The sequence below is a fragment of the Oleiphilus sp. HI0080 genome, assembly GCF_001635135.1.
On the sequence record NZ_LWFU01000108.1, the window covers coordinates 1 to 9,246 of the forward strand.

Sequence of the window (9,246 nt, forward strand, 5' to 3'; positions counted from 1 at the left end):
ATCAGATAAATATACGTAGGGATGGCTGTACTGCTCAATCAACTTACCTTTAATCTTGAATTTGGCCTTGATACGCGCAATCGCAGCGTCTTTTTCCCACGCCGACGGATCAATATACGCTGAAGGAATGCCTTTGGATTGAAGATACCCTGGCGTATCCGGGCCGCCATGATCCGCGCTAAGTACAAAAACGACATTTTTAAGCCCGACAGACTCATCGATGCTCGCAACCAAATCCGAGAGCACACGATCTAGCCGCAAAATGTTATCCTCAGCCTCAAGGCTCGATGGCCCAAATAAATGCCCCACATAATCTGTCGACGAAAAGCTAATCGCCAGATAATCGGTTACGTCGTCTTTACCCAACGATTCTTCCTTGATCAGCGTTTTTGCAAAGTCGAGCGTTAACTCATCTCCTGCAGGGCTAGTTGTTAGGAAGGTAGTGAAGTACTTTCCTGAGGCATCACCGTATGCATGCGGGAACGTTTGACCGAAGCCCGGGAGGTTTGTTTCCCACTCGCGATCATCCGAATCGCCGTAAAGGTAGCTAGTTTGTTCGTTAAGGAGCGTCCATTCCGTATTCGCATACTGATTAGGCAGCCCTTTCGCATTCCATTCGCTGACCCAATCTGGATAGGCGTCGAAGTAGTAGTTACTGGTTACAAATTGCCCAATTGCTTTTGAAAACCAGAACGCCTTTCCCCCATGCCCAGCCATCGCGACGGCACCACGATCTTTAATAGAAACGCCGTACACTTTTGCCACGCCATTCGTTGCCGCGATCAATTCGTCAGCAAAAGTAGAGGACAAAATTGCCCGAGGAGATCGGCCCTCAGAGTTTGCGGCTTTTTGAGTGGGGTCTATCTCGGTATCGTCGTTTACATCCGCCCCAGAACTTAGCAACGCAAAGTCTGGGTCTTCGATGTTGTAATTCGTCTTGCCCGTCTTCCTGTCGAGCCAAATATTACCGATCATGCCATGAATAGCAGGCTGCGCCCCAGTAGACAAAGTGGTGTGGCCTACAATCGTCTCGGTATTCGCGTGAGCGTGATGCGCATCCAAATAAACCGTGCCGTTCTCCCAAAAGAACTTAAAGCCCTTGTCGCCAAACCGATCATAATACCGACTAGGCAAATCCGCTCGAAGCTGGTCGATGGTTATTTGAACGATGAGTTTGGGGGATTCAGATGCTGAAGCGATCGAGCTTAAGAATAATGCAGCGATGAGAGCGGCCAAAAAACGATCCTTCGAAAGTCGGTATAAAGACATAAATCTTCCCTAAAGATTTGTGGAGTGGAGTAGTTTTTATTGCCACTAAAGATAGACCAACAGAGATTAACAAACAAGACAAAGAACCATTATGACAGTCGGGAAATCATACGATCAACCTCCGCTCTATTTTGACTCCTTGTGAAGAATAAAATTCGGTAGATTATGCGCTTCGCTTCCCTACGGGCCGTCGTCACTCTGTAACGACGTTGTCTCGCAGCGGTGCTGCTCGGCTCGAACTCGCCTTCGGCAGTTCTCATCTTAATTTTTCCAATAAAAAACCCGCAACAAGTGCGGGTTTTTAATTGGTAGGACTAGGCAGATTCGAACTGCCGACCCCCACCATGTCAAGGTGGTGCTCTAACCAACTGAGCTATAGTCCTGTAATTCGTTTTCTCGTCGCGAGAACGGCGCGTAATGTAACAAAGGCTCTAATACGGCGCAAGTAGAAAAACCAATTCATCATCGTTTTCTATCTACACAATGACTGTTCTGGATAAGAAACGGTCTAGTCCGTGTCCTGCAGTCATACCCATGCAACTAATCATGCGCGATACGTTCAAAATTGATAAATCACGCCAAGCGAAGAACTCACAAGATCCTGATCATAGAAATCGATGTTCGAGTTCGCCTCACCCGCTGCTGCAGACACAAACAACGATAAATCCTCAGCATTGAAAAGCTGGTTATAAGTCAACACAACACTCGCCCCAAGATTGTCGACACTCTCTTTCGTATCGTAGATAGGGTTTGTCTCATCCATATCAGATTGAGAGAAAAAGGCTGTCGTTACGAGAGACCACTTCGCACTATTGTAAAAATACGCGAGGGTCGCACCAGTCTGATCACGAGCACGGGCACCACCATCGAGATCAACTTTATCAACTTTAATCTCTGGCACAATCAAATGCGACTCACCCAAACGAAACGTATAGCTCAATGAGATGTCCATATGACTGCCTTCTCGATTCAGCAGTTTCTGCTCTTCCGCACTGATCACATTGTCGATCACCAACTGCGTCCCGGAGAGCTCTTCTCCCAACGAAACATCCCTAACACTTAGTTGCGCCCCGAAACCAGAACCAAAAGCATTCTGCAGCCCAATTCGTGCACCAGATGATTTTCTATCCGTTTGGGCTCTTGGCGTATTCACAACATACGGATCTGTATACACCTCAGTTGGCACTCCGGAAAACAAGAAAGATCCGTAAACGATGCCTCCATTCGATAGTGCTTTTCTAGCACCCAGCTGAAACGACAAATCATAGCGGACCAAATCCTCAAGCTCCGTACCAAAATATATTTGGGTGCGAGATTCACCGAATGTATAGTTCAGCTCTCCCGTAAACAATGGCCCAGCTGAACTCTCAGAAGTTGCAGACTCATACAAGCTACTCGTGGTCTTCCTAGAAGAATCGCCACCGGGACCAGCAACAAGATTACTCGTATACGTTGATTGAGAAACACCACCGACAATCGATCCGGAAACACCCGACTCGGCCGGGATCGGTGCAATAGGGGCTGCCGACGCTAGTTCAAACGTTAGCCCACAGGCGAGAGCAGTAGTGACTAAACAAGTGCGATTCATAGACTAGCTCCAAGCATAATTACTATCACAATTAAAACTTAAACCAAACATAATCAAGACCAACGACAAGACACAACGCCAGTAACCTTGAGAGAGGCTAGTACCCTTACAGAGTATTGAAGATAAGGCTCATACTTTATAAAAGTCTCGATACCACGCTACAAAATTTGCAACGCCCTGCTCTAAAGGCGTGGAAGGCTTATAATCTACATCGTTGATCAATGCATCGACGTCCGCATAGGTGGCTAGGACATCCCCAGGTTGCATTGGCAAGAGGTTTTTCTCCGCTTTCTTACCTACATTTTCTTCGATCAATTCAATGTAGCGAAGCAATTCACATGGGTTGTTACTTCCGATGTTGTAGATACGGTATGGCGCCTTGCTTGTTGCCGAGTCTGGGTTTGTCCCAGACCAATCTGGGTTAGACTCAGCCGTATGGTCTAAGGTACGAATAACGCCCTCAACAATATCGTCGATATAGGTAAAATCACGTTGGTGTTTACCATAGTTGAAAACATCAATCGGCTTGCCCTCAATGATGTTTTTAGTGAACATGAACAGGGCCATGTCTGGGCGCCCCCACGGTCCATAAACCGTAAAGAATCGCAAGCCCGTTGTCGGCAAACCAAATAGATGGCTGTATGTATGAGCCATCAACTCATTCGATTTTTTGGACGCGGCATAAAGACTTACTGGGTGATCTACGTTGTCATGCACAGAAAAAGGCATGCTCTCATTGGCCCCATATACAGAGCTGCTTGATGCATAAACGAGATGTTCCACCTTATGATGGCGACAGCCTTCAAGGATATTGGTGAAGCCGACAATATTCGCATCGATATAAGCTTGTGGGTTTTCTAAGGAATATCGAACCCCTGCCTGTGCAGCGAGATTAACGACCCGCTGAGGCTTATGCTGTGCAAACACCCGCTCCACTTCCGGACGATCTTCGAGTGAGATGCGCTCCTCAGTAAACTTTGGATGATCCTTTATACGGTCAAGACGCGCTTCTTTCAGGCTTGGGTCGTAATAATCATTGACATTATCAAGGCCGATTACCTCATCACCGCGAGCCAAAAGCCGGATCGCAAGTGCATTACCAATAAAACCCGCCGTCCCTGTTATTAATACTTTCACACCCAAGCCCTTATTTCAGAAAAGTAAATTAAAAATCAATACCCGTAGTTAAGTATGCGCCACTTAGATCTGCGTCGACGTCAATACCACTCACATCATCCACCGTGATGCTCATCGAACGATAGCCGCCCTCGATCAAAAACAAGCCGATGTTATATCGCACTGCAGCTTTTGCATCCATCACCTTATCGCCAGAATAGCTTACCCCAGAAACCTCAGCGCCTACAGACAGGCCGGTTAGAGGAAGATCCACTGAAGCCGCTACGTAAGCAAGTGGCAGCGTATCATCAATCTTGGTTTCACTAACGCCGTTCGAACCGCTTTTATCTTCAATGCGCAACTGGCCGTCAAAGATACGCGCCTCAAGACCCAGATCTAGAGAAACAAACGTATCAAGAACCTCGTAATAGAGAACTGCAGAGCTGTGAGATAAATCAAGGTTAGTCGTCACATCGCCAGAAAACGCAATGCCATCAAAAGTGGCAGAGATCGAACCGTCTGCTGTTTCATCTAAATCGATATGGCGAACTTTAACATTAGGAATAATCGGAATTGCGTGTTCAAGAGCCGCGGTAAACTCGACAAAGCCTCCGCCATCCAGTTTCAGGTCGTCCTCAAGATCAATGGTATCCTGACTTGAACGATCTGTAACATCTCCGCTGTAAGCCGCATCCCAATATGACACCGTAACTTCGCCACCAAGAACGTCTGCAGTTGCAGAAAATGGCAGAGCAGCGACGGCAAGAAGAGGCGCAGCCGCTAGTTTTGAGATCAATGAACGAGCTGTACTTTTTTGCATGACAATTCCTTAGAGCTAAAACCAATTAAACAACCCTAAGTCTAGACAGGATTCTAGAATTCGATACCTATTCTTTTGCCAACTTCTTCATAAGTTTCGATAACACTACCAAGGCCTTGACGGAATCTGTCTTTATCCATCTTGTTCAAGGTCTCAGCGTCCCAAATACGACAACCATCGGGACTAAATTCGTCTCCTAGGACAATTCGTCCGTCAACAACGCCAAACTCCAACTTGTAATCAACTAAGATCATCCCGCCCTCGTTAAACATGGACGAAAGCACGTTATTCACTTCAAGAGTAAGACGCTTCATTTCGGATAACTGCGCTTCCGTTGCCCAACCAAATGTGACACAAAGCGACGTATTGACCATAGGGTCGTGCAACGCATCATCCTTAAGGAATAGTTCAAACGTAGGCGGGCTGAGCTCAGCACCCTCTTCCACACCAAGCCTCCGAACCAAGCTGCCAGCGGCTCGGTTTCTCACGACGCATTCAACGGGCAGCATTTCTAGGTTCTTCACTAAGCTTTCGTTATCCGAGAGCAAGCGCTCAAAATGCGTTTCAATCCCGGCCGCGGCGAGCTTCTCCATCACGAAGGCATTGAACTTGTTGTTCACCATCCCTTTGCGCTCAAGCTGCTCCATTTTCTCACCATCAAATGCGGAGGTGTCATCACGAAATTCCATCACCATAAACTGAGGGTCCTCAGTACGGTAAATTGATTTTGCCTTTCCTGCATATAGTAATTCTTGCTTATGCATCGTTTTCTCTAACTCCATGCCGCAGATCGTTGATCATGATATGTATTCAAATACGATTTCAATTAGCGTTCGAGCGCTTTCGGGCTCCAGCTCTTCGTTGAGCATTTTAGCCCTAACTCGAATGACCCCCGGCCCCTCCGGATAGAATCGTAGCTCAATGTTGCGCTCCGCCTTTTGCTCTTCAAGAGAGGACTCTAAGGTATACCAGCTATCGATTTCTTCCTCATCAAGATAACTGATATAAGCTACCCCGCCCTTCTCGTCGCGCCCAGATACAACCACAGGGCTTGCTTCAAGTGCATCTTGAACCTCAGACCAAGCGCGCTTAAAACTCAATTGTATTTCCAAGAATGGGTAACCAGCCTCATCCTCTAGCAGCCGCACTCGCGACTGATCGCCAATATTCACTGCGTTAAGAGAATACCGAGAACCCGAGCCCTCTCCAGTGACCGTCTCACCAATCAACTCGAGCAATGCCCTCTCGATTTTGGGAGTCACCGCTTTCTTACTCCAAGCTTTTCGATCCTCCGACGGAACATTCGGCATAAACGCCCTAACCTGCAATTCAGAAGTATTACGACGAATCCCTTGTGTTAACTTTGCTTGAAACGAGACGCCATCAATAATAACCGGCGCATGACTCGTGCTTTCTAAATCGCTGATCAAACGTTCGTGCGAAACACCTTCCTCAAGCTCTTCTGTTCCAAAGTAGCCGTCGGAAACACGCTCCGTATGCGTAAGCAAGCCATACTCTAGCCAAAACGAGTCAATCAGCGGCCAAGCCTTACTCGGCGGCATGGATAATTCCAACCATGCATCGCCATCAAATGTCTTCACTTCGTATGGATCTTCACTTAAAGATGATGTCGCGTCAGGCGGAAGCGGCAACTCAAACTTTTCGTCTGGCACGCTCGAAGAATCGATAGCTGGTATTGGGTATCGTTCTCTTAATTTTGTTTCAGCAAGGCTTTCGGGAAGAACCAAAGAGCGCCCCTCCTCGGCCTGTTTATATTCGTTTGATCGATCGCCTATCAATGCACAAGAGGCTAAAACCACAGTGCACAGTGCGACAACAACCACGCTACGTGCGCATCTAAAACACCTGTATAGTTTCATGAACACCATATTTGAGGGTTAAGCTAACCCGGCAGCTTCAAGCTCTTTCGCTAACTGAGCATGGAATTTCTCGTCAAGTACTGTCAGGGGCAACCGAATGCCTTTCTCAGCAAGCCCCAAAAGGTACATTGCATATTTGACGGGAATAGGATTTGACTCTACGAACATCGCCCCGTGAAGCGGCATCAACACATCGTTTAGGGCTTTTGCCTTCGAGGCTTCGCCGGCAAGCGCCAGCTCACACAAATCATGCATCTTGCGAGGCGCGACGTTCGCTGTAACCGAGATATTCCCCTTTCCACCCGCAAGAATTAACTCGAAAGCAGTTGGGTCATCACCTGAGTAAACAGCAAAGTTAGTTGGTAGATCTTTCAGGAGCGCAATGCCACGCTGCACGTCACCAGTTGCATCTTTGATGCCTACAATGTTCGCTACAGAGGCGAGACGCACGACAGTCTCGTTGTGCATATCAACGGCGGTACGCCCAGGTACGTTATAAAGAATCTGAGGGATATCAACCGCCTCGGCAATCGCTTTAAAATGTTGATACAAGCCTTCCTGAGTGGGCTTGTTGTAGTACGGCGTAACTGAAAGGCAGGCGTCTGCGCCAACGCGTTTTGCAGCTCGGCTAAGCTCGATCGCCTCAGCAGTCGAATTAGCTCCCGTACCGGCAATAATGGGGATTCGACCGGATGCACGATCTACAATGCGCTCAATGACCTTACAGTGTTCTGCTGGGCTTAGTGTTGCTGATTCCCCAGTCGTACCAACAGCAACAATAGAGTCTGTCCCGTTCTTAATCTGAAAATCGACAAATTTGTCGAGGCGGTCCCAATCGAGCGAGCCATCGCCGTGCATTGGGGTTGCTAACGCAACGATACTGCCTGTAATCATACTTGTCTCCGGAATAAACGAACGGGCTATCAGCAAGGAAAATATACCTTACAAAACTCAGCGCGTATGTTAATGCTCAAGCTCTCATTAAACAAGCGAAAACACCCCCAGAGACTAGCCAAGATCGGCTCTATCTCTATACTGTCTATATCTATTGTGTAACGAGTGGCGATAAAACAATGACAACACCAATCGAAGACAGCAATCTTGTAATTTCAAGTATCGGATCGGACCAGCCTGGGATCGTAAATCAACTGGCAAAATCATGTGCTGAAAGCGACTGCAATATCGTGGATAGCAGAATGACCGTACTCGGAGGCGAATTCGCGATTATCATGATGATCTCAGGTAGCTGGGACAGCATCGCAAAGCTTGAAGACGCGCTACCCGAGCTTTCCAAGCAATTAGGGCTAACAACCACTGCGAAACGAACGGGCAAGCGCCAAACGAGTGAAGCGTTTTCGTATACGGTTAACGTGGTCGCCCTCGACAATCCCGGTATTGTCCATGAGATTGCTCAGTTTTTCTCATCGCAGCACATCAATATCGACGATCTTGTAACCGGAACATACTCAGCCCCACATACCGGAACGCAGATGTTTAATCTGAACATGCTGATTCAGGTTCCAGCCGACACGCACATAGCGAGCTTACGCGATGAGTTCATGGACTTTTGTGATGACCGAAATCTTGACGCCGTGATTGAACCGCAGCGCTAAGCAGCACGTACTTTTTGCTAATCATCAAAAGGAGATCACATTGACACATCCTAAAACCGGCGCGCCAGCACCTCACTTTTCTCTGCCCGACCAAGACGGCAACACCATCAATTTAAACGATTTCAACGGAAAGAAAGCGGTTGTCCTCTTTTTCTACCCTAAAGCAATGACGCCAGGTTGCACTACCCAAGCCTGCGGGGTGCGCGATATTAAAGCAGAATTAGACAAGCGCGATGTTGTTGCATTTGGAATTAGCCCAGACCCGATTGCTCGCCTACCAAAATTTATTGATAAACATGATCTGAATTTCAGTTTACTCTCCGACGAGGATCATGCCGTTGCAGAAACGTATGGATGCTGGGGGTTGAAAAAATTCATGGGTAAAGAGTTCATGGGGCTTATCAGAACTACTTTCATTATCGACAAACAGGGGCAGTTATTGAAAGTCATGAACAAGTTCAAGACAAAATCGCATCATGACGATCTGCTCGCAGAACTGGATCAACTACTCTAGCTCCTCATCAACGCCACAAGAGTGAAGCGACTAGCCTCTAGACAGCTTCACTCTCCAATTATCAGTCGCGGTGGTCTATCTATTTTCTATAGCCAAAGCATGCCTATCCACTCTAGGCCATGCGGTAATCACTGCCTTGATGAGAGTAGCGAGCGGAATGGCAAAAAACACTCCCCAAAAACCCCACACTCCGCCAAAAAACAGCACCGCAACAATAATTAGGATTGGATGGAGATTAACCACCTCCGAAAACAGAAGCGGCACCAACACGTTTCCATCCAAAGCTTGTATTAACATATAAATTCCAAGCACGTAGTAAAACTCATTAGTAAGCCCAAACTGAAACAAGGCAATAATCACCACAGGGATCGTAACCACTACCGCCCCAATGTAAGGAATAACGACCGACAAACCGACCAGAATTGAGAGCAGCGCAGCGTAGTTTA

General features: G+C 47.4%; 10 protein-coding genes and 1 tRNA gene. 2 read left to right on the top strand and 9 right to left on the bottom strand.

From position 1 onward, the window contains the following. The 8 genes from A3751_RS01310 to dapA all read right to left on the bottom strand — a co-directional run. The coding region (locus A3751_RS01310; RefSeq protein WP_068451304.1) for an alkaline phosphatase family protein at window positions 1–1,269 on the bottom strand (1,269 nt) is incomplete at its 3' end. A 306-nt stretch (window positions 1,270–1,575) separates the two neighbouring features. Further along, a tRNA-Val gene (locus tag A3751_RS01315) sits at window positions 1,576–1,652 on the bottom strand. 176 nt (window positions 1,653–1,828) lie between these two features. Then, the gene (locus tag A3751_RS01320; protein WP_068451310.1) at window positions 1,829–2,857 is read right to left on the bottom strand and encodes a DUF2860 family protein; all 1,029 of its coding nucleotides are present in this window, start codon (window positions 2,855–2,857) and stop codon (window positions 1,829–1,831) included. 129 nt (window positions 2,858–2,986) lie between these two features. After that, window positions 2,987–3,994, bottom strand: a complete 1,008-nt coding sequence (locus A3751_RS01325) for an NAD-dependent epimerase (protein ID WP_068451313.1) — start codon at window positions 3,992–3,994, stop codon at window positions 2,987–2,989. Window positions 3,995–4,022: 28 nt separating this feature from the next. Then, window positions 4,023–4,793: a TIGR04219 family outer membrane beta-barrel protein gene (locus A3751_RS01330; RefSeq protein ID WP_068451317.1), complete on the bottom strand. Its 771-nt coding sequence runs from the start codon at window positions 4,791–4,793 to the stop codon at window positions 4,023–4,025. Window positions 4,794–4,846: 53 nt separating this feature from the next. Continuing rightward, window positions 4,847–5,557 carry a phosphoribosylaminoimidazolesuccinocarboxamide synthase gene (gene purC, locus A3751_RS01335; RefSeq protein WP_068451331.1) on the bottom strand — a complete coding sequence of 237 codons (711 nt, stop codon included), beginning with the start codon at window positions 5,555–5,557 and terminating at the stop codon, window positions 4,847–4,849. A 33-nt stretch (window positions 5,558–5,590) separates the two neighbouring features. Next, window positions 5,591–6,637 (bottom strand): outer membrane protein assembly factor BamC, encoded by a 1,047-nt coding sequence (gene bamC / locus A3751_RS01340; protein ID WP_068451320.1) that lies wholly within the window; start codon window positions 6,635–6,637, stop codon window positions 5,591–5,593. A gap of 54 nt (window positions 6,638–6,691) precedes the next feature. Next, window positions 6,692–7,567 (bottom strand): 4-hydroxy-tetrahydrodipicolinate synthase, encoded by an 876-nt coding sequence (gene dapA, locus A3751_RS01345; RefSeq protein ID WP_068451322.1) that lies wholly within the window; start codon window positions 7,565–7,567, stop codon window positions 6,692–6,694. 179 nt (window positions 7,568–7,746) lie between these two features. On the opposite strand from dapA, the gene A3751_RS01350 reads away from it, so the two are divergent. After that, window positions 7,747–8,286, top strand: coding sequence for a glycine cleavage system protein R (locus A3751_RS01350; protein ID WP_068451328.1), 540 nt, complete (start codon window positions 7,747–7,749; stop codon window positions 8,284–8,286). Window positions 8,287–8,326: 40 nt separating this feature from the next. Further along, complete coding sequence (gene bcp / locus A3751_RS01355; RefSeq protein ID WP_068451334.1) at window positions 8,327–8,800, top strand: thioredoxin-dependent thiol peroxidase; 474 nt, start codon at window positions 8,327–8,329, stop codon at window positions 8,798–8,800. Between the two features lie 75 nt (window positions 8,801–8,875). Here bcp and A3751_RS01360 read toward each other — a convergent pair. Continuing rightward, on the bottom strand, window positions 8,876–9,246 hold a 371-nt coding region (locus A3751_RS01360), incomplete at its 5' end, for an AI-2E family transporter (protein WP_156492164.1).